The following is a 23,378-nucleotide window of genomic DNA, read 5'->3' as shown; positions in this document are numbered from 1 at the left end:
GGCGAAGGGTCAGGATGCGTGCGGAATCATCCCCAGCTGCCCGGCGAGGTAGCCGCTGGCAAAGGACCACTGCAGGTTGTAGCCGCCGCAGGGGCCGTCGAGGTTCATCAGCTCGCCACAGAAGTAAAGCCCCTTGAGCAGCCGGCTCTCCATCGTTTCGGGGCGGATCTCCTTGAGCGACACCCCACCGCGGGTGATCATCGCCATCTTGAAACCGTCGTGGCCGGTGACGGTGAGCGGGGTCCAGGCGAGGAGGCGGATGAGGTCATTGCGGATCTTGCCGTCGAGTTTGTTGAACTTCGCCTGCGGGTCGGCGTGGGCGAGGGCACAGAGCTGAAGCGCGAGGGCTTCGGGCAGCAGGCTCTGCACGAGGTCGATCGTGACGGCATCGGGATGGCCCCCCTGGTACACCTTGAAATGCTTCAGCAGGTCGTCTTCGGTCATCCCCTTCGTCATGTTGATCAGCAGCGGCACTTCGCCGTAGGTCTCCAGCAGCGGGGTGACGTCGCGGGCGAAGTCAAGGACGGCAGGCCCCCGGATACCGCTCCTGGTGAAGATGAGGTCCCCGGTCGCGCGCAGTTTCTTCGCCTTTTTCAGATCGACCCTGATGGTGACCTTGGGGATCGTATCGGCGCGGCAGTGCTCTACCCAGGTCTCTTTGGTCTTGAGCGGCATCATGGCCGGGTAGAGCGCGGTGACAGTGTGGCCCGCCTGCTCGGAGAGGGCATAACCGTCCCCTTCGGCACCGAGCTGGGGGTAGCCGAGCCCCCCGGTGGCAAGTACGACATGGGGGGCGCTGAAGGCGTCCGTCTCCGTTTTCACCCCGGTCACATGCCCGCCGTCATGCTCGACGGTGACGACCTTCTGCTTGCAGCGCACCTCGACGCCGAGGCGTTCGAGCTCCTTCTCCAGCGCCGAGAGGATCGTCTCCGCACTGTGGGTGACGGGAAAGACCCTATAACCGTCGGGGGCATGGGTTTCGACGCCGATCTCATTGAAAAAAGCGATCAGTGCTTTGTGGTCGAAGGCGTCCAGCGCCGGGGTCATGAAGCGGCCGTCGCGGCCGAAACGGGCCATAAACGCGGCGTTGTCGAGGGTGTTGGTGAGGTTGCAGCGGCCGCCGCCGGTCGCTTTGAGCTTGGCGCCGGGTTTGGAGAGCTTTTCAAGCAGCAGCACCCTTTTGCCGCAGCGGGCCGCAACGATAGCGGCCATCATGCCTGCGGCGCCGCTGCCAGTGACGATGACGTCGAAGGCGTTCATTCGACCTTTTCGGATTCCAGTTGCATCCGGGCGTACCAGCGGTGCAGGGCGGGGGCGATCTGCTCCAGGTACTCCCAGAGGTGTGCAGGCGTATCGGCCTGCATGGTCAGACCGTAGGAGACCTCGCTGAAGAGCAGCGGGTCGTAATCGGTGGCGGCGGAGCGGGCCTGGGCCAGGACCTGCTGCGGGTTGAAGGTCCCTTCGAAGTTCGTATCGAACTGCAAGAAGGTGTGCACCTCGGCCGTGGCGACGAGCAGGCCGTACTGGGTCATGGCGAGGAGGTCGTGGCAGTCGCTGTACTGTTTGTCGTTATGCAGGTCGTAGCTGGCGGTAAAGATGTGGCGGTCGGAGCCGTTGAGACGGAACTGCACGATACAGAGCGCGAGGGTATGCCCCTTGTAGTCGACGTTGAAGATGGAGGGCTTGAACTCGCAGGTGACGGCGTTGTCCTCGAGCAGTTTGCTGTTGGTGTCGGCGACCTTGACGGCGACGAAGGGGATGCCTTGCTGGGTCCCCAGCGGTACGGCCTGTACATAGGAGAGGTTGGCGATTAAGTCCTGCAGATTCTGGGGGAGAATCGTGTTGGCTTCGGTCATAAAAGGATCTCGTGCAGTTTTTTGCCCGTCTCGAGGCGATCGTGTACTTCGTCCCACGCCTCCTCTTTGATCGCCTTTTTCATGGCGCTGAGCTCATCTTCGAAGAGGTTGATCGCCTCGAGGAGGTGCTCTTTGTTCTGGCGGAAGATATCTTCCCACATATTGGGCGAACTCTTTGCCAGGCGGCTCATGGAGCGGAAACCCCCTGCGGCCAGGGCGAGGATGTTGTACTTGTCCTCCTGGTTCAGTACCGTGTTGGCCAGGGAGTAGGAGATGGCGTGGGGCATGTGGCTGATAAACGCGGCATGGCGGTCGTGGTCGTGGGCGCGCATGTAATGCAGCCGCATGTGCAGGCCCGAGAAGAGGCGCACAGCCGTCTCCTGCTGGCGCTTACCGGACTCGTCCATGTCGCAGAGGACGACGACCTTGTCCTTGTAGAGTCCCGTGATGGCTGCCTTGGGACCGAAGTTCTCGGTCCCGGTCATGGGGTGGGCAGCGATGACGTTGCGGCGGATGCTCTCCGGGATGCTTTCGACGATACGGGCCTTGGTACTGCCGAGGTCGATGACGGTCGCGTCCGTTTTGATACGGCCGGGCATCTGCTGCAGAATGCTCATAATGCCGTCGACGGGGACGGAGAGGAAGATCGTATCGCACTGCAGGAGCGTGTCGAAGTCGACGACCTTGTCAACGAGTCCCAGCTCCAGCGCCGTGTCGCAGTGGGAGGCGTTGTGGTCGTGTCCGATCACCTCATTGACGAAAGGCAGCTGCCGCAGGTCCATCCCCAGCGAGCCGCCCATCAGTCCCAGTCCGATAATTCCCAGTGTCATTACGCCTCCTTAATGTCGCGCTAATTGTAGCGCCCGCAGGATTAGAGGGGGCTTTTTACGTCCTATTAACCTGCGGGCTGGTAGAATCCTTCTTCTTAAAAACAAGAAAATAGATGCAAATAGGGTTCTGATGAAACACTGGTCGGCACTGATAGCGGTGTTTTTGACGGTTTCGACGCTTGCGTTCGCCGCCGAAACCGTTGAAAAAGTACAATTCGAAGGGCTGGTCCACATCTCCGAAGGGGTGGCCGAACAGCTGTTGGTGCAAAAAGCGGAGGCGCCGCTGGAGACGGAGAAGGTCGACCAGACCATCGAACGCTTCTTCGGGCAGGGGTACTTTACGGACATCTACGCGACGTTCGAAGCGGGCACGCTCACATTCCATTTCACAGAAAAACCGGTCATTTCGCGTATCGAGCTCAAGGGCTGGAAAGAGAAGGACGAGGACACCCTGCGCGATGTCGTCCAGCTGAAAAAAGGGACCCTTTACGATCCCAAAAAACTCGAGGCGGCCAAGAAACGCATCGTCGACAACCTTTCGCAGGAGGGGAAGATCGACTCCGTCGTCGAGATCGAAACCGAGCACCTTGACAACGGTTCCGTCGGCGTCACCTTCGTCGTGAACGAAGGGGAAACGATCCTGATTGAAAAACTGAGTTTCAGCGGCGTGGAGGGACTCGACCCCGATACCTTCGACGACAACATCGCCAACAAAGAGCACCAGTTCATGGGGTGGTTCTGGGGCCGCAACGACGGGAAGATGATGCTCGACCAGCTGCAGTACGACCCGATGCGGATCCGCGATACCTACATGCAGCACGGCTATATGGACGCGAAGGTCGATGCCCCGTTCACCCGGATCGATTTTGACGACTATACGGCTGAGATGAGCTACCAGGTCACCGAGGGGCAGGTCTATATCACCAAGGCGATCGAGCTGCACCAGCAGACCCACGTCATCGACGACACCGAGCTGCGTGACGTCATCACCCTGGAAACGGAAAAGCCCTTCAACATCAAAACGTTCCGTGAGGACTCCGAGCGCATCAAAACGAAGATCGCGGACCTGGGGTACGCCTATGTCCGCGTCCTCCCCGACCTGCGCAAGAACAAGGAAGAGGGGACCCTCGAGGTGATCTACCGCATCATCCCGGGCGAGAAGGTGTGGATCCGCAACGTCGTGATCGCGGGGAACAACCGGACCCTCGACCGTATCGTCCGCCGGGAGCTCTACCTGGGGCCGGGCGACCTCTATTCGCTGACGGACCTGCAGGATTCGCGCAATGCCCTGGGGCGTACCGGCTATTTCGACGCCAACACGATCGAGGAGAAACGGGTCGACGACCACTCCATGGACCTGGTCGTCAAGGTCAAAGAGGCACCGACGGGCAATATCCAGCTCGGGGGCGGGTACGGCAGCTACGGCGGGTTCATGCTCAGCGTGGGCGTCAGCGACCGTAACATCTTCGGATCGGGGATCAACGTCGGCCTGCGCCTGGAGCGTTCGCAGCGTTCGAACAACTACTCGTTCAATATCTCCAACCCGCGCCTCAACGACAGCGATTTCAGCGGAAACTTCTCGATCTTCTACAGCGATTTCCAGTATAACGACTACACGACCCACTCCGACGGGGTATCGCTGGGGACCGGTCACCGTTTCAGCCGCTACATCTCCGGCTTCCTCAACTACACCTACTCCAACGTCAACTACGAAGATGCGAACCTGTCGCTCTATACCCAGGATCAGCAGCGCTTCTTCGAGAGCTATGCGAAGAGCGCCGTCTCGGTCGCCATGAGCTTCGACAACACCGATGACTACTACGTGGCGCGGCGCGGCTGGGCGGTCTCGGAGAGTATCGAGCGTGCCGGGCTCGGGGCCCAGGCGGACTATGTCAAAAGCCGGACGGAACTGAGCAAGTACAACGGGCTCGACGAGTGGCTCGGGTTCGACCTTATCTTCCGCTACAAGGCGCGCTACTACCTCGCCCGTGATACGGGCTACCTGCCGCTGGCAGAGCGCTTCTACATGGGTGGGCTCGGTTCGGTTCGCGGGTATGAGTCATACTCGATGCCGTACTACTATAATGCCACCTCCGGCGACAATGTCCGGATCGGCGGGAAGCAGACCTTCTCGAACAACGCGGAGCTGAGCTTCCCGCTGGCCCCGAAAGCGAAGATGCGCCTGACGACCTTCCTGGACTGGGGTTGGATCGGTACCTCTTCGCTGTCGGAATTCTCCCGCGGCGGCTACGGGGTGTCACTGGAGTGGTTCTCTCCGATGGGGCCGCTGCAGCTGGTCTTCGCCAACCCGATCAACCCGGAAACGGACGACCGGATCTCCCACTTCGAATTCACCATCGGTCAGCGCTTCTAACCTCCGGCGCTTTGACCTTCAACACGGCCGGGCGGCCGTTGCCTAATCGATAGATACCGTCAGCTCTTTCTCGATCCCGAGGCGTTCGATCTGCTCTTTTGCAAGATAGAGGTGTGCACCTTCTGTGGCGCGTACGTGCAGAGCGCCGGCTTCGTCGAGCGTCAGGGTGAAGTCGATATTGTGCGGGCGGTGGGTCAGCAGGGCGTCGGCCAGAGCCAGCAGGAGGTTGAGGCGGTTGAGAATCTTCGCCTTGGGCAGGAGCCGCTGGTAGTCGCTCTGGAACGGCTTGGCGATCTTGCGGCTCTTGTGGTAACGGACCAGTGCCGCCACGGTCATGATCTCCTCATGGCTGTAGCCGTACTCCAGGGCGCTTTCGACGAGGTACTGGCTGTTCTTGTGGTAGGAGTAAAAATGGACCGACGCACCGACTTTGGCCAGCTGCGCCGCGATCTTGAGCAGGCGGCGGCTCTCTGCCGGCAGCTCCATGGGGGGTTGCAGCAGGTCAAAGAGCCGCATGGCTACGGTCGGAAGCTGGTTGGAGAAGGTCGTTTCGATCGTATGGCAGTCAAGCAGGTACCGCAGGGAGGGGTTGTACCCCTCAGGAAAGCGGTGGCGGTTGTGGCGCAGGAGGTCGGTCAGGTAGAGCCCTTCGCGTACCCCCGCCCCGCTGGTGACCAGGGTCTCGCAGCCGACATGCTGCAAGAAGCGCATGAGAATGAGCGTCCCGGGACGGATAACATCGTAGCGTTCCTTTTTTACCCCGAGCTGTTTGAGCGAAGCGTCGTCGGGCGCGGCGACGATCTTCTTTCCCAGCGCCATCAGGGCATCCGCGCCGAAGGTGAAGGCATGCAGCTTCTTCATCGGATGTGCCTGGTTTTTCTGGATGATCTGCGCGAGGGCGCGGAAGGTCCCGCCGATCCCGATAACGATCGGACTGCTCACCGGCGGCATCGCGGCGAACTGGGTATCGATGTAGGCGCTGGCCCCTTCGACGTCGCCCCGGTCGAAGAAAAGCTCCTTGAGCCGGACGGTCCCAAGGTCGAGCGAAGCGCTCTGCATGACACTCCCTGCCGCGATGCAGGCGTACTCCGTGGAACCGCCGCCGATGTCAATGGTGCGGGCCGCCATGGAGGGCAGAAGGTTGGCGGCCGCAACCCCACCGAGGTAGGCCTCTTTCTCACCGTCGATCACCTTGATCTGCAGGCCGAGTTCCTTTTTGGCACGGGAAAGAAATTCGGCACGGTTGGGCGCATCACGGACGGCGGAGGTCGCGACGCAGAGCAGTTTGCGGCTGCCGTAGGAGCGGGCGATGCTCAAAAACTCTCCCAGGGCTTTCAAAGCACGTTCGATGGCATCGGGCTGAAGGGTCCCGCCGGCTGCATAGGCACCCTCGCTGATCCGGACGCGGCTTTTGGACTCATGCAGCAGGGAGAAGGCAAAGCGGCTGCTTTTTTCGAAGACGACCATCCGTACGGAGTTGGACCCGATATCGATGATCGCGGTGCGCTTCGCCATAAGTGAGCCTTTTTGAGCGGATTATACAAAAATCCGCCTCAGAGTCCGCCAAGGTTGGGTACGGGCCGCTTCGTTTGAGGCCTTCGGCGCCCGGACGACACGCTATAATGGCGAAAACAGGAAGGTCCATGCACTCTTTTGCCCCCGAAATCATGCTGATTACCCTCTTGGCCGTGGTCGTTATTTCCGATACACTGGCCGACCGTCTGAAGGTTCCCGCCGTCTTTTTGCTGCTGATCGGTTCTTACCTCGTCTACCACCTGCTGCCCGCTGCCGTTCCGCTCGATCTGCGGCTCCACTTCGATACCGTGATCCTGCTCTGTATCCCGCTCATCTTTATGGGGGATGCGCTGCACCTGCATTTTGCGGATGTGCGGCGTTTCGGCTTCGAGATCTTCTACCTGGCGGTCTTCGCCGTAGCGCTCTCCATCGCGGCGGGAGCGAGCCTGTACCAGTTGGAACTCTTCGCCCCGCTGAGCCTGGGCGGCTATGTGGCGCTGTTTGCGATCAACATGGCGACCGATGCGGTGAGCGTGCAGTCCGTGCTGTCGCGCTTTGAGGGGATCGGCCATGACCTCAAGGTGCTGATCGAGGGCGAATCGCTCGGCAACGACGCCACGGCAGTCATCGCCTTCTTCTTCGTCGGGCTGCCGTGGATGCTCAGCGGGTCGATCGATCCGGCGGCAGCTTCGTTCGACGCGCTGCGGGTCTTCGCGGTCAGTCTCGGCCTGGGGATCGCGATGGGCTTCGGGTTCTACCTGATGATGAAGCTGGTCGAGCATCAGCGCGGGGAGTTCTTCATCTTTGTCGTGGAAGGGTATGCGGCCTACGTGCTGGGTGAAGAGATGCACGTCAGCGGCATTTTGACCCTTATCGCGGCCATCATCGCCACGAAAGCCTGGATCGATGCCGATCTGCGGCGCAGCGAAGCCCGAGAAGCGCGCAAAACGAAGAGCTACCGGCTTGAGCAGCTTTATCATCAGCTCCGTTTCGGCGGTTATCAGGCGACGACGGAACAGCGCCTGGAGTATATTTTCGAGATGGCGAAGGAGTTCGGCTACCTGGCGACGGTCATGATCTTCTTTACCCTGGCGGAAATGGTCGATTATGAACAGCTCTGGCACTACCGGTACGAGATCCTCGCCATGTTCGCCGCCACGACGCTGATCCGGGCCCTCTCCATGGCGAAGTTCGCCCTTTTCGGCCACCGGTTCAACCTGATCAAGCCGGTGGGGTTCGAGGGGTGGTTCATTCTCACCTTCAGCGGGATGAAGGGGGCGCTCTCGATCATCCTCGTGCATATGATCCCCGACAGCTTTGCCCATAAGGCGCTCTTCGAATCGGTGACCATTGGTGTCGTTATGCTGAGTATCTTCGGTTACGGTGTGACGTTGTGGGGGTACTTTGTCCTGAAAAGCAGACGGGCGTCAGCTGCGGCGCAGGCACACAGGGGGTAGGGTTCCCGACCCGCATGGATCGGGAGAAGGAGCGATTACTCCTCGTATTCGGCCATGATCTGGTCGTGTTTGAACTTCAGCTCGGCGACGGTCTCGACGTTGTCTTTGTCCGGGACGATACAGTCGACCGGGCAGACGGCGATACACGCCGGTTCGTCATAGGTACCGACGCATTCGGTACAGCGGTCGGGGTCGATGATGTAGATCGGGTCCCCCTCTTCAATCGCTTCGGTCGGGCACTCTTCTCTACAGGCATCGCAGGCGATACATTCATCGTTGATCAGCAGGGACATACATACCTCATTTATCTTTGACGCGCTAGCGTCAGTAATTTAATTGCGAGTTATAGCAGAAGAAACCTTTGGTGAGTTTGAAGCGGAAAACATTCGCCCGAAAGGTGTTGTAGAGATTAGATTTCGTGATAAATATGATGGAAAGTCCGCCCTATTTTTTCTTGGGCAGGGGAAGCGGGCAGCAGAGCTTAGCGCGCAGCACCAGCGTCGCTTCCGTGCCGTCGACACCGTCGGTCCGGTTGCGCAGGGAGATCTCCGCCCCCATGGCATCCGCGGCGCTTTTGGCCAGGAAGAGTCCCAGGCCGACGCCGGATTTGTTCCCGAGGCGTTTGAAAGGGGCGAAGAGGTCGACGCTATCGTCGATCCCGCACCCTTCGTCGATCACCCTGATCACGAGGTCTTCCCCCTCGGCGCGGCTGGTCAGGGTGATCTTGCGCCCTTCGGGCGTGAATTTGACGGCGTTTTGCAGGAAGTTCTGCAGGATCTGGTTGAGCAGTCCCTCCTGGATCGTCGCCTCATAGGTTTCGGGCTGGAGGTCGTATTCGAGCGTCTTCTGTTCGGCACGGGCGAGCAGGGTGAAGTCTTCCCCCTTGCGCCGGAGCATGTCGATGATGTCCCGGCGTACCGGCGCTTCGAGCTGCGCCCCCTCCTGACGCCCGATATTAAGGATGTCGGCGACGATCTTGTTCATTTCGTCGACGGTTTCGTTCGTCTTTTTGATCGCCTCGATATACTCTTCGGGAGAACGTTTTTTGATCAGGGTGACCTGGTTCTTGAGCTTGATGACCGCCAGGGGGGTTTTGAGCTCATGCGCGGCGCCGATGAAGAGCTCTTTTTGGTACTTGACGAAGTTCTGGATCCGTCCGAGCAGGCGGTTGATCGTGATGCCGAGGGGTTCGAACTCCTCGGGGAGGTGCTCCACGCGGATCGGCCGGACGAGGTGCTCGTTCATGTTGGACAGACGGTGGCTGAGCTGCCGGATGGGGATCGTCAGCATTTTGGAGAGGGCGATCGCGTAGAGCACGATGATAAAGAAGCCGATGGCGTTGATGATAAAGATCGAACGCAGGATCTTTTTGAGCAGTTTCTTCATCGTGCTGATATCTTTGGAGACCTTGAGGTAGGTCTGCTGGGCTTGCTCGAAGGGGTAGAGGAGAATCAGGTAGTCGCGCCCCTCGCTGCTGTCGTCAAAGAAATGCGGTTCGGTATCGGATGAATCGTAGCGGATCAGTTCGACGCTGACACCCAGCAGGGGGTCGGTATCGTTGCTCATCGTGTCGGAGAGGGACTGAAATGCGGTGATGTTCTTGGCGAACTGCAGCATCTCAAGCTGTTTTTCGTCGTAAATATTTTGCCGGATGTAAAAATAGAGTATGGAGGAGAAGATGATCAGCAGCGCCGCCGAAGCGACGATGAGCTGGATGAGAAACCGGTTTCTTATGCTTCTTTCGGAAAACAAAAACGGTATCCGCGGCGGCGTACGGTTTCAATCGTTGTGATGCTGAGGGGTTTGTCCATTTTCTGGCGGATCTGGTTGATGGCGACCTCGATGACGTTCGGTGTGACGAGTTCCGGCTCTTCCCAGATGGCGTCGAGCAGCTGCTCTTTGGAGACGATCTGGTCGCGGTGGCGCGCCAGGTGTGTCAGGACCTCGAACGGCTTGCCCTTGAGCTCGATCTCCTTCTCTTTGTAGATGATCTTCTCTTCTTCGGGGTTGATGATCAGGTCTTCGATCTCGATGATGTTGCTGCCGCCGAAGCGCAGGCGCGCCTCCAGGCGGGCGACGAGGACGTCGAAGTCGAAGGGCTTGCGGATAAAGTCGTCCGCACCGGCGCGAAGTGCGGCGATTTCGCTCTCGTTGTCGTCACGGGCGGAGAGGACGACGACGGCCGTTTTGGGTGTGTTGGCTTTGATGTCGGGAATAATGTCGATGCTGTTTCCGTCCGGAAGCATCCAGTCCATCAGAATCAGGTCATAGTTGCGGATATCGAGGTAGTATTCACCGTCTTTGAGGGTTTCGACGACGTCGCTCTGGTATCCAAACTCTTTGAGCCCTTCGGCAAGAGTTTTGTTGAGTGTGATCTCATCTTCAATGATCAAAATGCGCATGCATTAATCCTCTAACTGTTGAAAATTTTCGCGAAGTATAGCACAGTTTTAGAAAATTTTAAACTTTTTTTCAATTTTCTTTAAAAATTGGATTTTTTTGTGACAGAGACCCTGCAGTCGGGGAGAATGTCGGGTTTGGCGATGGTGATAGAGAGGCTTTTTATGGCGGGAAATGATATTTTGAGGGTATCGGTGAGGACCTGGAGCGCGGTTTCGACAAGGGCGAACTCTCCCTCGCGCATCCGCGTTCTGATATGCGCCGCGATGGCGGCGTAGTCGAGGAACTGCTCCCCGTCGTAGTCGTAGTCGATGACCGTATCAATGACGACCCGCTGCGGGGTGACCCGCTCGAAATCGAGGATGCCGATGATGCAGTCGAAGGTGAGGGCGCGGATCTCGATGGTCATCAGACGACGCGTTTCTCCTCGCCTTTGACGAGACGGACGATGTTGGGGATGTGTTTGTAAAAGAGGAGCACGACGATCAGGGTAACCGGGGCGTGTGCCATCTCCGGGTGAATAAAGAAGCTGGACACGAGCAGTGCAAGCACGCCGGTCAGCGACGAGACGGAGGAGATGCGGACCGTTTTGGCCATCATCCCCCAGACCGCCAGGGCGATCAGCGTCTCCAGCGGCAGCATGACGAGCATGACGCCCATGCCCGTTGCGATCCCTTTGCCCCCTTCAAACCAGAGGTAGGGGCTGAAACAGTGGCCGGCGACGGCCAGGACGGCCACGGCCCACTGGGCCGCTTCGCTCATCCCGAACGCTTTTGCGATCAGTAAGACGACGACCCCTTTAAGGGCATCGAGGACCAGTGTCGCGATCCCCAGTTTCTTGGCGAGGGCGGGGTTGCTCTCTTTGACGACGCGCAGCACGTTCGTCGCACCGATGCTCTTCGAGCCGCTCTCTTTGATGTTGACGCCGGCGAAGAACTTGGCCAGGACCAGTCCGAAGGGGATACCGCCTACGAAATAAGCCAGCAGGTAGAACTGTACATTGGAATTGAAGAGAAAGTCCATAAACACGGGGCCTTGAGAGTAGATATGAATTATAAGGGATATGGTAACGACGCTTTGGTTATAATTCCATTAATATTCCGGGCGGCGTACCGCTGGCGGCGGCCCGATACCAGACAGAGAGGGGAGATGATTTGACGGATAATACCGAAGAACTCAAAGCGAAGATCCGCGCGCTCAAAGCGAAGCTGAGCGTCACGGTCGTCGCACACTTCTACCAGCGCGACGAAGTCTTTGAAATGGGCGATATTACCGGCGACTCGCTGGAACTGGCCAAAAAGACAATGGCGGACGACAGCGAGTTTGTCGTCTTCTGCGGGGTCGGCTTCATGGGCCAGAGCGTCAAGGTACTCAGCCCGGAAAAACGGGTCGTCATGCCGAAGATCGCCTGCTGTGCCATGGCCCGGATGATCGACAGTCTCTACTACGACGAATCCGTCAAGAAGATGGAAGCGGCAGGGATCGCCAAAGAGAACATCCTGCCGATCACCTACATCAACTCCAACGCGGACGTCAAGGCCAAGGTCGGCAAGATGGGCGGGATGGTCTGTACGAGCTCCAACGCGAAGATGATCATCGAGACGGCTCTGAAAGAGGGCAAAAAGATCCTTTTCGTGCCCGACCGCTGCCTGGGCCAGAACATCGCGAATATGATGGGGCTCAAGTCCGCCGTTATCGGGATCGACGAGAACCTTGCCGACGCCGACATCATCTGCTACGACGGCTTCTGTTCCGTACACCAGCTCTTCAGCGTCGACGATATCCGGTTCTACCGCAAAAAGTACCCTGGCATCCTCATCGCCGTCCACCCCGAATGCGACCCGGCGATCGTCGCCGAAGCCGATTTTACCGGCTCGACGTCGCAGTTGATCAAATACATCGCCGAGCTGCCCGAGGATCAGAAGGTTGCCGTCGGGACCGAGTTCAACCTCGTTAACCGCCTGCGCCCCAAGAACACCTACGTCCTTTCGTCGACGAAGCCGGAGTGTCCGACGATGAACGAAACGACGCTCGAGGACCTTTACAATACCCTCAAGTCGATCGAGGACGGGGAACCGATCAATGAGATCCACGTGGACGAAGAGACACGCAAATGGGCCAAGGTCGCCCTTGATCGGATGATGGCACTGTGAATATCGAACGTTTTATCGAAGAGACGATGGCTGAAGATGTCGGCCGCGGGGATCTCTATGCGCGGGTTTCGGAGGCCATCGAGGCGTCGGCCAAGATCTATGCAAAAAGCGACGGCGTCCTGGCCGGTGTGCTTTACGTCGACACCCTGGCGAAGATGGAAAGCATCTATGTCAAATGGTTCGTCAAGGAGGGAGAGCGCTTTCAAAAAGGCGACGTGATCGCCCACTTCAGCGGGGACTCGCATACCCTCCTGCGGTGTGAACGCACGATCCTCAATATGATGCTGCATGCCAGCTCGATCGCAACGCTGACCCGCCGGTACGTGGACCTGATCGAACCCTACGGCACCAAGCTGCTCGACACGCGCAAAACCCGCCCGATGCTCCGCAACTTTGAAAAGTACGCGACGCGCATCGGCGGGGCGGTGAACCACCGCATGGGGCTCGATGACTGTCTGATGCTCAAAGATACCCACCTGCGCACGATCAAGGACCTCGACGCCTTTATGGCCGCGGCCCGTAAAAAGATCCCCTACACCGCGAAGATCGAGATCGAGGCGGAGACCTTCGAGATGGCGAAGAAGGCGATGGACGTGCGGGCCGATATCGTCATGTGCGACAACATGACCCCCGTGCAGCTGCGCGAAGTGGTCGTCTACAAAAATACGAACTTCCCCTACATCAAACTCGAAGCCAGCGGGAACATCTCCCTCGAAACGATCGAGTCCTATGCGGCCACCGGGGTCGATGCCATCAGTACCGGCTCGCTGATCCATCAGGCCAACTGGATCGACCTCTCCATGAAAATGGACTGATGCGCGAAGCGATCGAAGCGGCGGAGCACATCGCACTCATTGCCCACGTGCACCCGGACGCGGACTCCCTGGGCAGCGCATGCGCCATGTACGCCCACCTGCTTCGGCTGCACAAACGCGTGACGCTCTTTTGCGCCAGCGAAACAATTGATGAACGATTGTTCTGTTTACCGTGGGCGGATAAGATCACGTCGCGCTGGAGTGATGCGGCCGACCTGGCCATTGCGTTCGACTGCGGCGATTCCGAGCGCCTGGGCGTCCTGCCGAAGTGTACGGTGATCAATGTCGATCACCACAGCAGCAGCGACGGGTTCGGCCACCTCAAGCTCATTGACAAGGAAGCGGCCAGTACCACGGCCGTTCTGATGGCATGGTTCAGGTCCGAAGGGATCAAAATCAATGCCAAGATGGCGACGGCCCTCTATGCCGGGATCGCCGAAGATACCCTGGGGTTCATGAGCCGCCGGACGGATGCGTCGGTCTTTGAGATGGCTGCAGAACTTACCCGGGCCGGTGCCGAGGTTGCCACGGTCAACCGGGCACTTTTTCTGCGCCGGCCTCTTTCGAACCTGCGCCTGAAGGCGCTGATACTCTCCGGGCTCTCCCTTCTGGGCGATGCGCGTATTGCGCTGCTGCAGGTGACCCGGGAGATGTTCGCACAGAGCGGCGCGGAGGAGACGGCCTGCGACGACGTGCTGCAGGAGGTCCTCGGACTGCCGACGGTCAGCGTCGTTTTGATGCTTTGCGAGCGCGAAGACGGTTCGCTCAAAGTAGCGCTCCGTACGGATGACGGCATCGATGTCGGTGTGATCGCGGCGGCTTTCGGCGGGGGCGGCCACCATTTTGCGTCGGGCTTTACGGCGACGGGAACGACCCTGGATGCCTTGACGGCCAAAGTTGTTGACATAATTGAAAAGGAGTTGGAATGAGACGAAGAAAAAAAGGGTACGGCGGGATTATGTTTTTGAGCATCCTGCTGGCAATCATCGGGGGCGCTGTCTACCTCTATACGTCCGATGCGTTCGAACGCGACGTCCCGGACATCCGCATCGAGAACAGCGGCTACTGGAACGGCGAAGCCCCGCTCAAGGTCTCCATTGACGACCAGAGCGGCATACTCGAATACAAGATCACCCTTACCAGCGGCAGCAGCCAGACCGTCCTTACCGAGGCGAAGACGCCTGCGCCGGAGATGTCCAAACAGTTTGAGCTGCAGGTCCCGGCCCGCACGATCGGCAAGCAGACCGATGTCGTGACCCTGGAAGTGGAAGCGCGCGACGCCAGCCGCTGGAACTTTTTCGCCGGCAACCGTGCCGTTCAGCGTGTGACCCTGAAGATCGATGCGCACCGCCCGAAAGTCGGCATTATCGCCAACTCCTACAAGATCACGCAGGGCGGGTCGGCCCTTGTTGTCTTTGAAGCCGAGGATGAGAACCTTGAAGAGCTCTATGTCGAGACGAGTTTCGGACGCCGTTTCAAAGCAGAACCCTTCTATGCGACGAATTACTATGTCGCGCTGATCGCGTGGCCGGTGACTGCCGAGCGCTTCCGGGCCTATGTCATCGCTACCGACGTCGCGGGCAACCGTGCCAAGGCGTACATCCCGCTGCACCTCCAGGAGAAGCAGTACCGTGTCTCGAAGATCAAGCTCAGCGACCATTTCCTCAATGGCAAGGTCTCCGATCTCGCGCAGATGTACGGTGCCCCTGCCAATGCCGACATGATCGAACGTTTCCGTTATGTGAACGAGACTATGCGGGCCCAGAATGAGGAACTGATCCACAATATCACCTCGAAAGTCGGCGAGACCCAGGTCGACGGTTTCGCGCAGCAGCCATTCTATCCGCTGCGCAACGGCCAGGTGGTGGCAAGTTTCGGCGACCACCGTCTCTACTACTACAACGGCGAGAAGGTCAGCGAATCCTGGCACCTCGGGCTCGACCTCGCCAGCGTGAAAATGGGCAAGATCAAGATCCAGAACCCCTCCGAGATCGTCTTTGCCGACGAGAACGGTATCTACGGGAATATGCCTATTCTCGCCCACGGATTGGGACTTTACACGCTCTATGGCCACTGTTCGAACGTCAACGTCACCCAGGGGGAACACGTCGATGCGGGAACGCACATCGCCAATACGGGGATGACCGGTTATGCCATGGGAGACCACCTCCACTTCGGCGTCCTGGTACAGGGGGTCGAAGTGCGCCCCGAAGAGTGGATGGATAAGCAGTGGATCCGCCTCAATGTCACCGACGTCATCAAAGAGGCGAAGAAAGTGATCGACCGCCGCCGCTAAGGGGCGGGAGCGCGGGTTTATCACAATTTATTCACGTTTATTGGCTATAATGCCACAAATACGCTGTACCTAAGGGGGACGCATGAAACAGACGACGATCGCAAAACCGGTTGAACTGGTGGGAATCGGTTTGCACAAAGGCTCTCCGGTCCGCCTCCGCCTCGAGCCTCTCGAAGCGGACAGCGGGATCGTCTTCGTCCGCAAGGATGTCGGCGTTTCCATCCCCCTCAAACCCGAGAACGTGGTCGATACGCAGATGGCGACGGTCATCGGCAAAGACGGCTACGTCATCTCCACGATCGAGCATCTTCTCTCCGCCGTCTACGCCTACGGCATCGACAACCTCCGCATTATCGTCGACGCGGACGAGGTTCCCGTCATGGACGGCTCCAGTGCGAGCTTCTGCCTCCTGCTGGATGAAGCGGAAACGGTCGAACAGGATGCGCCTAAGCGCATTATGCGGATCAAGAAAGAAGTGACGATCAAGGACGGCGACAAGTACGTCAAGCTGATGCCTTCGAATGACCTGCGCTACCACTTCACCATCCGGTTCAAGCACCCCGTCATTTCCGAGCAGCACTTCGACCTCGATTTCAGCCGTGAAACCTACAAGGCGGAGATCGCCCGCGCCCGTACCTTCGGTTTCCTGCACGAGGTACAGTACCTCCGTTCCAAGGGGCTGGCCCTCGGCGGCAGCCTGGAAAACGCCGTCGTGCTTGATGAAAAAAAGGTGCTCAACCCTGAGGGACTGCGCTACAGCAACGAGTTTGTCCGCCACAAGATCCTTGACGCCATCGGCGACATGTCGCTGATCGGCATCAATTTTATCGGGGAGTACGAGGCGTTTGCCGGCAGTCACGACCTCAACCACAAGCTGACCCTTGAGCTGCTCAAAGACCCCGCGAATTACGAAGTCGTCGAGATCGCGACGGCGGAAGCGAAGGCGATGGCCAAAGCATATGCATGATGCCGTCGTCATTGCACTGACCACCCCGATCGTCGTCGGGATCTACAAGGACGGGGAACTCGTCGAGCGTTACGAGAGTACGAAACAGAGCTCCGACTCCCTCCCGGAACTCTTTCAGACGATTCTGAAAAAATACACCCTCGGCCATCTCGTCTACGCCAAGGGACCCGGCAGTTTTATGGCGATCAAGATCGCCTACCTCTACCTCAAAACCCTCAGTATTGTGCTGGGAGCACGGCTGCTTGCGGCAGATGCATTTTACTTTAACGGGAACCGTCCGCTCAAAGCGGTTGGGAAGCTCTATTTCGTTAAAATGGCGGACACAATCAAGACGCAAAAGTTCGAAACGCCGGTTGAGGCGGATTTCAGCCTTCCGTCCCACCTGAATCTCAATGATTTTTCCGACGATGCCCTGCCGTACTACGGGATAGGAGCCGTCGGTTAAGGAGCACGATTGATTATCAGCGTTCCGGCGACCAGCGCCAATCTCGGACCGGGCTTTGACACCCTCGGTCTTTCCGTCGACCTGCGCAACCGGGTCGAATTCAAACCGTCGCGTTTTTTCAGCGTTTCCATCAAGGGCGAAGGTGAAAGCAACCCCCGTCTGAAGGGGAACAACATGTTCGTGAGCATCTTCAACGAGCATTATCAGCGCCTGACGCACAAAAAACAGAATTTCAAGTTCCAGTTTTACAACAGCATCCCCCTTTCCCGGGGGCTCGGAAGCTCATCGGCCGTGATCGTCAGTGCTATTGCCACGGCGCACGAGGCGGCAGGCGTCCGCGTTTCCAAGCGCCGGATATTGAACCATGCTCTCGTCTACGAATCGCACCCGGACAATATCACGCCGGCGGTCATGGGCGGTTTCAACGTCGCCACGGTGGAGAAGAACAAGGTCTTCTCGCAGAAAAAACACCTGCCCGATTACCTGCGGGCGGTCGTGGTCATCCCCGACAAGCCGATTTCGACGGCGAAGTCGCGTACGACGCTTCCGAAGTCTTACAGCAAAGAGAACGCCGTCTTCAACGTCTCGCACGCTGCGTTGACGGTGGCCGCGTTCTTCAACGAGGACTGGGAGATGCTTAAGATCGCGACCCAGGACCGTTTTCACCAGAAAACGCGGATGAAAATGATGCCGGAACTGTTTACGATTCAGAAGGCGGCGTACGAACAGGGTGCGTTGATGAGCACGCTTTCCGGAAGCGGTTCAACGTTCTTTTCGCTGTGCTACGACGAGGATGCGGCGGGACTGGCGGCTAAGCTTGAACAGCGTTTTCCCCAGTTTGCGGTTAAAATTCTCAACCTGGACAACAACGGTTTGACGGTCGAACGCTGAAACGCTCATTCAAGGAAACTTTGGATATAATGCGCCAAAATTATTCGGGCCCCGTTCGCATGTGCGTCTGCTGCCGGAAACGGGAAGCACAGGATCAACTGTTGAGATTGCAATGCACCGAGCGTTCCCTGCGCCCCTACAGCGGGACAGGACGGAGTTTTTATCTGTGCCCGGAGTGTTTCACTGCAAAACAGACTGCCAAAGCGCTCGCCCGCCAATGTAAAAGCGGGGAGACAGAGCGCCTGCTGAACGAGTTAAAGGAGATCATCACGGATGTCAGATAAAGTTAGAGTAAGCGAGATTGCCAAAGAATTGGGCATCGCATCAAAAGAGGTCGTTGAAAAAGCTCAGGCGATGGGGCTCGACAGTGTCAAAACGGCTTCAAACTCCGTATCCATGGAAGAGGCGGAAAAGATCGCTAACTTTATCATGAGCGGTACGACGCCAGCTGCGCCGGAACCGAAAGTCCGCGTTGTGAAGAAAGCGGCCAAAGCGCAGGAAGAGGCGGCGACACCTGCCGAAACCGAAAAAGAAGCGGCGGCAGTGCCGTCCGAAGCTGCAGTAACACCGGCGGCTGCCGAAAAAGAGGAAGCCGAAGTACCGAAAGAAGCGGAAACGAAACCGAAGCCCGTTTCAGGCGCCGTCGTTCAGAAGACGGAACCGGCCCTCAAAGAGGTGACGCCGATCAAGCGCAGCGGTCTGCGGATCAAAAAGAAAAACCGTCCGTCCGCCGAGGAGACGGCACAGGTCTCCAAAGAGACGACGAAACTTTCCAGCTACGGCAAACTCGGTGCAGACGTACTCGAAGAGCTGGCACAGAAGAAGAGAGCCAAAAAAGCTGCGAAGGGAACGCCGACGCAGCGCAAAACCAGCGGCACGTCACTCGATATCTTCGGCGGCGGCATGTCGGATGTCTCCATGGATTACGATGACGACGAAGTCGTACTGCTTGACCTGAGCGAAGCGACGCAGGACAAACCGAAACTGCCGGAAGAACCGCAGCGCCCGCGTGAGAAGAAACCGGTCGGCCGCGGCGGCGGTCAGAAGAAGCCGGGCGGCAACCGTCCGCGCCAGGTTGCCCGTAAAAAACGCAGAAAGTATACGAAAGAGAAGGGTGCGGAGGAAGTCGTCACGCACGTCGAAATCCCCGAAGATATCCGCGTATACGAGTTCGCGGAAAAGATCAACCATCCTATTTCCGATGTCATCAAGGTCCTTTTCAACCTTGGTATGATGGTGACGAAGAACGACTTCCTCGGCAAAGACGAGATCGAGATCCTCGCCGAAGAGTTCGAGGTCGAAGTCACGACGATCGATCCGACCAACGCCTTCAACTATGAAGAGGAGTACGTCGAAGCGGAATCCGAAGAGCACCTCGAAGAGCGTCCGCCGGTTATCACGATCATGGGACACGTCGACCACGGTAAGACCTCACTGCTCGACGCGATCCGCAACGCCCGTGTTGCCCACGGCGAGGCTGGCGGCATCACCCAGCACATCGGTGCCTATACGGTCGAGCAGAAAAACAAGAAGATCACCTTCATCGACACCCCGGGCCACGCCGCCTTCAGCGCGATGCGTGAACGCGGTGCCCAGGCGACCGACATCGTTATTATCGTCGTTGCGGCGGACGACGGTGTCAAACCGCAGACCATCGAGGCGATCAAGCACGCCAAAGCGTCCGAAGCACCGATTATCGTTGCGGTCAACAAAATGGACAAAGAGGGTGCGAACCCGGATATGGTCAAAGCCCAGATGGCAGAGCAGGACGTCTCCCCGATCGACTGGGGCGGAGACGTTGAGTTTGTCCCGGTTTCCGCCAAATCAGGTATGGGGATCGATGACCTGCTCGATAACATCCTTCTGACGGCGGAAGTGATGGAGCTGACAGCCAACCCGGATGCGGCGGCCAAAGCGGTCGTCGTCGAAAGTTCCGTTGAAAAAGGACGCGGTCCTGTCGGAACGGTGATCGTCCAGAACGGTACGCTCCGTGTCGGGGACAACGTTGTCTGCGGCAAGGCATTCGGTCGTGTCCGTTCCCTTATCAATGATCAGGGTCAGCAGATCAAAGTCCTGGGCCCAAGTGAAACGGCCGTTGTTGTCGGTCTGAATGAAGTCCCGGCAGCCGGTGACGTCATGATCGCAATGGCGAGCGACAAAGAGGCACGCGAATATGCCCAGAAACGTGCCGAGTATGAGCGCCAGAAAGAGCTCTCCGCCAGTACGAAGACTTCACTGGACGAACTGACGGCACTGATCGCAGAAGGGAAACTGAAATCCCTGAAGGTTATCCTGAAAACCGATGTCCACGGTTCGCTCGAGGCGATCCGCACCTCACTGCTTGCCCTGCGTAATGAAGAGGTCAAGGTCGATATCATCTCCTCCGGCGTCGGCGGGATCACCGAAAACGACGTCGAGCTGGCGAACAGCTCGGAAAACAGCGTCCTGCTCGGATTCAACGTCCGCCCGACGGGTGCGGTCAAAGCCCTGGCGAAACAACGCGGTGTCGATATCCGCACCTATACCATCATCTACCAGCTGCTCGATGATATTACGGGTATGCTGACAGGTATGATGGCACCGAAGTTCAGCGAAGAGCACAGCGGCCAGGCCGATGTCCGCGAAGTCTTCAAAATTCCGAAGGGTATGGTTGCGGGCTGTGTGGTCGTCGACGGCAAACTGGTCCGCGGCGGCCTGGTCCGCGTCATCCGCGACGGTGTCGTTATCCACGAAGGCGATCTGACATCGCTCAAGCGCTTCAAAGATGACGTCAAAGAGGTCGGAAACGGCTACGAGTGTGGGGTTGTCCTCAACGGCTATGACGATGTGCAGGTCGGTGACGTCATCGAAACCTTCACCCGTGTGGAGCAGAAAGTAGAGCTGTGACGCCCGCCGAGATCAAGCTTAAACGCACCGATGCGATCCTCCAGGAGCTGATTCCGGAGGCGATCTCGCAACTGGGGGATGCCCGCCTGCATGAACTCGATGTCATCGAGGTCCGCTGTGCGAAGGGGCGCAGTGATGCCAAAGTCTACCTCGATCCCCATGACTACAGCGAAGCGGAGCGCAATGCTTTTTTGAAGCAGCTGCGCAAAGCGCGCCCGGTGATCGAAGATTACTGTATGAAAGACCAGGGGTGGTACCGCTGCCCGAAACTGGCATTCGTTTTTGACGATCAGCTCCAGAAGACGCAGCAGATCGAAGCACTTTTCAAACAGATCGAAGGGGAAAAGCACGATGAGTCTTGAGAGCGATATCAAGAACCTGGTCGAATCGATCGGCCTGCACCTGTACGATACCTCTATTGTCACCGAAAACAGCGAGACGATCTACCGTGTCAACGTTATCGGCGAGGGCGGTACCACCATGGACCAGTGCGTCGAAGCGACGAAGCTGATCTCCCCGATGCTGGACGTGACCCCGCCGGTACAGGGCGAATACCGTCTTGAAGTGAGTTCCCCCGGGGTCGAACGCAAACTCAAGACCCTGGAGCATTTCAGTTACTCTGTCGGCGAGAAGGTCAAACTGACACTGCAGGACAAGACGAAACTTCGCGGTGAGCTGAAAAGTGTCGGCGAGGACGGCACTCTGACTATCGAAACCGAGGCGGGAACCGAAACAGTCCCTTTTGACAGCGTCGTCAAGGCTGCAACCTACTTCGAGTGGTAAAGCAGATGGCCCGGCCTGATCCGATGGCGTTGGCCGTCGATGCGGCATGGGCTTACCAGGGGTGCACCTTCCCCAATCCAGCCGTCGGCGCCGCCGTCACCGATGCTTCGGGGAAAATCCTTGCCGTAGCCGCTCACGAAAAAGCGGGAGGCCCCCATGCGGAAGTCCTGGCACTTCAGCAGGCCTTTGCGCTGCTCACTTCCGATACCGCTATCCTGGAATTGAAAGATTCCGGCGCGATCCACGACTATCTCCTCTCTAATCACAACAGCTGTTTCACTACCTGTACGATCCATGTGACCCTCGAACCCTGTGCCCATCACGGCAAAACCCCCTCCTGTGCGCGCCTGCTGGCCGGCGTGCGGATAGGGCGGGTCATCTATACCGCAGCGGATCCGAACGGCGAGGCGGCCGGCGGGGCGTCCATTCTGAATGATGCTGGCATTACGGTTGAACACACTCCTTCCAAAGCGGCGGATGATCTGCTGTTTCCCTTCGTACAGTGGCAGACGAAACCCTTTGTGACCTTCAAGTGGGCCCAGCGGCTCGACGGAACGATAGACGGCGGGATTATCAGCGGGAGCGAATCGCGGCGTTTCGTGCATACGATGCGCGACGCGGCGGACTTGCTGGTCATCGGCGGTAACACCGTACGCACCGACCGGCCGACACTGGATGCAAGGATGGTGGCGGGCAAGGCACCGGATATCCTTATTCTCTCCAAGCGTGACGACTTCGACCGGACGATCCCGCTCTTCAGCGTCCCCGGCCGGAAGGTGATGATCGCGGCGGATCTCACTGTAATTGACCGGTACCGGAATGTTCTTGTCGAGGGCGGTCCGGGGATGTTTGAAGCGGTACAGTCGCGCTGTGACATGTACCTCTGTTTTGTTGCGCCGTCGAGCGGTGGTACAATACGCTTTCTGCAACAACCGCAACAATTTGAAATCAGGCATCTCTCCCGCTCGGGAGAGGATGTCAAGCAATGGATGGTGAATGGATAGACAGGAAAAAATCGTATCGATGTTCGACGAGATCGCGCCGACCTATGACAAGGCGAACCGCGTTATGAGTATGGGTGTCGACCGCAGCTGGCGCCGCAAAGGGTGCGACAAAGCATTCGCATTCTACGACCGGTCGGAACTCGACCTGATCGTCGATGTCGCCTGCGGCACGGGGGACATGATGGATTACTGGCGCCAACGCGCCGGGGTGAAGTCGATCAGCGTGAAGCAAATCCTCGGCGTTGACCCATCAGAAGGGATGGTCGGTGTCGGACGGCAGAAGTTCCCCGATTTTGATTTCGCTATTTCCAAGGCGACGGAACTTCCCGTTGAGGATAATACGGCGGATATGCTCAGCATCTCCTACGGTATCCGTAATGTTGTCGAACGCGAAGCGGCGCTGCGTGAGTTCAACCGGGTCCTTAAACCCGGCGGGATGGTGGTCATCCTGGAGTTCATGAAAAACGAGCACCCGTCGATCCTGGGAAAAATCCGCGACTTCTACATGACGAAGGTTCTGCCGAAGATCGGCGGGTTTATCTCCAAGAACAAAGAAGCCTACGAATACCTGCCCAACTCTATCGAGGGCTTCCTGACGGTGGAGGGGATGCGCGGCGAACTGGAAGCTGCCGGTTTCGAGCCGCTCTTTATCCAGAGTTTTTCCATGGATATCTCCACGCTGATCATCGCCAAGAAGGTGTAAAGC

24 protein-coding genes are annotated in these 23,378 nt (G+C 58.1%); 15 read left to right on the top strand and 9 right to left on the bottom strand.

Features of this window, described 5'->3' with window-relative positions; translation table 11 throughout:
- Positions 1-9 precede the first annotated feature (9 nt).
- Genes WCX49_RS09915 through WCX49_RS09905 form a run of 3 tightly spaced genes read right to left on the bottom strand, consistent with a single transcriptional unit; the run spans position 10 to position 2,686 of the window.
- The gene (locus WCX49_RS09915; RefSeq protein ID WP_345984930.1) at positions 10-1,260 is read right to left on the bottom strand and encodes an NAD(P)/FAD-dependent oxidoreductase; all 1,251 of its coding nucleotides are present in this window, start codon (positions 1,258-1,260) and stop codon (positions 10-12) included.
- Positions 1,257-1,856, bottom strand: coding sequence for a hypothetical protein (locus WCX49_RS09910; RefSeq protein WP_345984929.1), 600 nt, complete (start codon positions 1,854-1,856; stop codon positions 1,257-1,259). Before WCX49_RS09910 ends, WCX49_RS09915 begins: the two co-directional genes overlap by 4 nt.
- Positions 1,853-2,686, bottom strand: coding sequence for a prephenate dehydrogenase (locus tag WCX49_RS09905; RefSeq protein ID WP_345984928.1), 834 nt, complete (start codon positions 2,684-2,686; stop codon positions 1,853-1,855). Before WCX49_RS09905 ends, WCX49_RS09910 begins: the two co-directional genes overlap by 4 nt.
- Before the next feature lie 130 nt (positions 2,687-2,816).
- Between WCX49_RS09905 and bamA the strand changes: the two genes are divergently transcribed.
- Positions 2,817-5,060, top strand: coding sequence for an outer membrane protein assembly factor BamA (bamA, locus tag WCX49_RS09900; RefSeq protein WP_345984927.1), 2,244 nt, complete (start codon positions 2,817-2,819; stop codon positions 5,058-5,060).
- A gap of 42 nt (positions 5,061-5,102) precedes the next feature.
- Here bamA and WCX49_RS09895 read toward each other — a convergent pair whose 3' ends face one another.
- Positions 5,103-6,575, bottom strand: a complete 1,473-nt coding sequence (locus WCX49_RS09895) for a Ppx/GppA phosphatase family protein (protein ID WP_345984926.1) — start codon at positions 6,573-6,575, stop codon at positions 5,103-5,105.
- A 128-nt stretch (positions 6,576-6,703) separates the two neighbouring features.
- Between WCX49_RS09895 and WCX49_RS09890 the strand changes: the two genes are divergently transcribed.
- A complete protein-coding gene (locus tag WCX49_RS09890; protein WP_345984925.1) occupies positions 6,704-8,032 on the top strand; it encodes a cation:proton antiporter in 1,329 nt (442 codons plus the stop codon).
- A gap of 35 nt (positions 8,033-8,067) precedes the next feature.
- Here the strand turns inward: WCX49_RS09890 and WCX49_RS09885 are convergent, their stop codons facing one another.
- The 5 genes from WCX49_RS09885 to plsY form a co-directional block, all read right to left on the bottom strand.
- Positions 8,068-8,325: a YfhL family 4Fe-4S dicluster ferredoxin gene (locus WCX49_RS09885; RefSeq protein WP_345984924.1), complete on the bottom strand. Its 258-nt coding sequence runs from the start codon at positions 8,323-8,325 to the stop codon at positions 8,068-8,070.
- Between the two features lie 151 nt (positions 8,326-8,476).
- Complete coding sequence (locus tag WCX49_RS09880) at positions 8,477-9,784, bottom strand: HAMP domain-containing sensor histidine kinase (RefSeq protein WP_345984923.1); 1,308 nt, start codon at positions 9,782-9,784, stop codon at positions 8,477-8,479.
- Positions 9,763-10,434 (bottom strand): homeostatic response regulator transcription factor HsrA, encoded by a 672-nt coding sequence (gene hsrA / locus WCX49_RS09875; protein ID WP_345984922.1) that lies wholly within the window; start codon positions 10,432-10,434, stop codon positions 9,763-9,765. The genes WCX49_RS09880 and hsrA overlap by 22 nt, the downstream gene beginning before the upstream one ends.
- 80 nt (positions 10,435-10,514) lie before the next feature.
- Positions 10,515-10,841: a dihydroneopterin aldolase gene (locus tag WCX49_RS09870; RefSeq protein WP_345984921.1), complete on the bottom strand. Its 327-nt coding sequence runs from the start codon at positions 10,839-10,841 to the stop codon at positions 10,515-10,517.
- On the bottom strand, positions 10,841-11,455 hold the full coding sequence (plsY, locus tag WCX49_RS09865) for a glycerol-3-phosphate 1-O-acyltransferase PlsY (RefSeq protein ID WP_345984920.1): 615 nt from the start codon (positions 11,453-11,455) through the stop codon (positions 10,841-10,843). The genes WCX49_RS09870 and plsY overlap by 1 nt, the downstream gene beginning before the upstream one ends.
- A gap of 131 nt (positions 11,456-11,586) precedes the next feature.
- Between plsY and nadA the strand changes: the two genes are divergently transcribed.
- The 13 genes from nadA to ubiE all read left to right on the top strand — a co-directional run bounded on the left by nadA (position 11,587) and on the right by ubiE (position 23,375).
- Positions 11,587-12,585 (top strand): quinolinate synthase NadA, encoded by a 999-nt coding sequence (gene nadA, locus WCX49_RS09860; RefSeq protein ID WP_345984919.1) that lies wholly within the window; start codon positions 11,587-11,589, stop codon positions 12,583-12,585.
- 26 nt (positions 12,586-12,611) lie between these two features.
- Positions 12,612-13,400, top strand: coding sequence for a carboxylating nicotinate-nucleotide diphosphorylase (nadC, locus tag WCX49_RS09855; RefSeq protein ID WP_345986803.1), 789 nt, complete (start codon positions 12,612-12,614; stop codon positions 13,398-13,400).
- Entirely contained in the window at positions 13,400-14,329 is a 930-nt protein-coding gene (locus WCX49_RS09850) for a DHH family phosphoesterase (protein ID WP_345984918.1), read from the top strand. The genes nadC and WCX49_RS09850 overlap by 1 nt, the downstream gene beginning before the upstream one ends.
- Positions 14,326-15,696: a M23 family metallopeptidase gene (locus WCX49_RS09845; protein ID WP_345984917.1), complete on the top strand. Its 1,371-nt coding sequence runs from the start codon at positions 14,326-14,328 to the stop codon at positions 15,694-15,696. The genes WCX49_RS09850 and WCX49_RS09845 overlap by 4 nt, the downstream gene beginning before the upstream one ends.
- Positions 15,697-15,778: 82 nt before the next feature.
- The gene (gene lpxC, locus WCX49_RS09840) at positions 15,779-16,663 is read left to right on the top strand and encodes a UDP-3-O-acyl-N-acetylglucosamine deacetylase (protein ID WP_345984916.1); all 885 of its coding nucleotides are present in this window, start codon (positions 15,779-15,781) and stop codon (positions 16,661-16,663) included.
- Complete coding sequence (locus tag WCX49_RS09835; protein ID WP_345984915.1) at positions 16,656-17,108, top strand: hypothetical protein; 453 nt, start codon at positions 16,656-16,658, stop codon at positions 17,106-17,108. The genes lpxC and WCX49_RS09835 overlap by 8 nt, the downstream gene beginning before the upstream one ends.
- 9 nt (positions 17,109-17,117) lie before the next feature.
- Complete coding sequence (gene thrB / locus WCX49_RS09830) at positions 17,118-17,999, top strand: homoserine kinase (RefSeq protein ID WP_345984914.1); 882 nt, start codon at positions 17,118-17,120, stop codon at positions 17,997-17,999.
- 29 nt (positions 18,000-18,028) lie between these two features.
- On the top strand, positions 18,029-18,283 hold the full coding sequence (locus tag WCX49_RS09825) for a DUF448 domain-containing protein (RefSeq protein ID WP_345984913.1): 255 nt from the start codon (positions 18,029-18,031) through the stop codon (positions 18,281-18,283).
- Positions 18,273-20,885, top strand: coding sequence for a translation initiation factor IF-2 (infB, locus tag WCX49_RS09820; protein WP_345984912.1), 2,613 nt, complete (start codon positions 18,273-18,275; stop codon positions 20,883-20,885). The genes WCX49_RS09825 and infB overlap by 11 nt, the downstream gene beginning before the upstream one ends.
- On the top strand, positions 20,882-21,247 hold the full coding sequence (rbfA, locus tag WCX49_RS09815; RefSeq protein WP_231018836.1) for a 30S ribosome-binding factor RbfA: 366 nt from the start codon (positions 20,882-20,884) through the stop codon (positions 21,245-21,247). Before infB ends, rbfA begins: the two co-directional genes overlap by 4 nt.
- A complete protein-coding gene (locus WCX49_RS09810; protein ID WP_345984911.1) occupies positions 21,237-21,668 on the top strand; it encodes a ribosome maturation factor RimP in 432 nt (143 codons plus the stop codon). Before rbfA ends, WCX49_RS09810 begins: the two co-directional genes overlap by 11 nt.
- 5 nt (positions 21,669-21,673) lie before the next feature.
- Positions 21,674-22,672, top strand: a complete 999-nt coding sequence (gene ribD / locus WCX49_RS09805; RefSeq protein ID WP_345984910.1) for a bifunctional diaminohydroxyphosphoribosylaminopyrimidine deaminase/5-amino-6-(5-phosphoribosylamino)uracil reductase RibD — start codon at positions 21,674-21,676, stop codon at positions 22,670-22,672.
- Positions 22,665-23,375, top strand: a complete 711-nt coding sequence (gene ubiE / locus WCX49_RS09800) for a bifunctional demethylmenaquinone methyltransferase/2-methoxy-6-polyprenyl-1,4-benzoquinol methylase UbiE (RefSeq protein WP_345984909.1) — start codon at positions 22,665-22,667, stop codon at positions 23,373-23,375. The genes ribD and ubiE overlap by 8 nt, the downstream gene beginning before the upstream one ends.
- The last annotated feature ends 3 nt before the right edge of the window (positions 23,376-23,378 follow it).

The organism is Sulfurimonas sp. HSL-1656, assembly GCF_039645585.1.
Lineage (GTDB): Bacteria > Campylobacterota > Campylobacteria > Campylobacterales > Sulfurimonadaceae > Thiomicrolovo > Thiomicrolovo subterrani.
The sequence above is the reverse complement of the archived record's forward strand: the minus strand, read 5'-3'. Positions and strand labels throughout refer to the sequence as shown.